Raw genomic sequence first — 907 nt, 5'->3', positions numbered from 1 at the left:
AGAGTATTACAATCAGTTATTAGCTGGGCAGTCTAACGGTTTACTGATAGTTGAAAGTAAGGATGGATACCCAATATTGGTAGAATATGAGTACGACATCGAAGAAGTGCGAAAAATGAAAATGTCTGAAATACAGATATTTGACAAATCGACTAATGTCAATTCTTTTGATTTATTAGGTAAAAGCATGTGGTTAGATAAAAGTACACGTGTTGGATTATTTAACTCAATTTCGATTGAAAAAGAAGCTGGTAAAACAGATACAGTACTGTGGTATGATGCTATAAAGTATATCATTCCAATTTCTGACGCTTTATCAATGCTGAATGAGATTGAAATGTATGCATTAAACTGCTACAATGTGACACAATCTCACATCGCAGCAGTTAGATCATTGCAGACAATTGAGGAAATCGAAAACTATGATTATACGGTCGGTTATCCGGTGAAACTTAGCTTTCCCGGGTAACCAGTCTTGAAATTGTATGCTTCAATTTCTTCTTTTGTCTCTAGCTGTTGAATAGCTTTCGTATGCCTTTGTGTCGTATCATAGCACGCAAGGGCATACAATTCTAGCTGTTGTAATATGTCAATAGCTCTTTCGATTGATAAGACAAACTTTGTATCACCAATCCAGATACTTGTTTCAGATCGTCCGGCTTCTTTCTCAATATTGATTGAGTTCATAAGCCCGACGCGTGTAGACTTGTTTAACCATCCCAATACTCCGTTTATACTGAACTGATTCACTGCTTCAGATGAATCGAACAATCGTAATTCATCAAGTTTTTGCGATCTGGTTTCTTCGATAGTAGCCTCGTGCACAACTAAAATAGGATATCCTTTTTTGCTTTCAGTTATTATCAAGCCGGTAGATTGACCAGCCAGTAACTCTTGATAATATTCA

General features: G+C 36.4%; 2 protein-coding genes. One reads left to right on the top strand and one right to left on the bottom strand.

The genetic code is table 11. The features are described 5' to 3' along the window. Positions 1–469 (top strand): DUF4376 domain-containing protein (locus LPH68_RS26355; protein WP_230297284.1); only part of this gene is annotated, 469 nt, incomplete at its 5' end. Here LPH68_RS26355 and LPH68_RS26350 read toward each other — a convergent pair. After that, the coding region (locus tag LPH68_RS26350) for a DUF4376 domain-containing protein (RefSeq protein ID WP_230297283.1) at positions 439–907 on the bottom strand (469 nt) is incomplete at its 5' end. The two genes, LPH68_RS26355 and LPH68_RS26350, sit on opposite strands and share 31 nt — an antisense overlap.

This window comes from Bacteroides sp. 1_1_30 (genome assembly GCF_020982715.1).
GTDB lineage: Bacteria > Bacteroidota > Bacteroidia > Bacteroidales > Bacteroidaceae > Bacteroides > Bacteroides xylanisolvens.
This window is presented reverse-complemented; position numbering and strand designations above follow the sequence as displayed.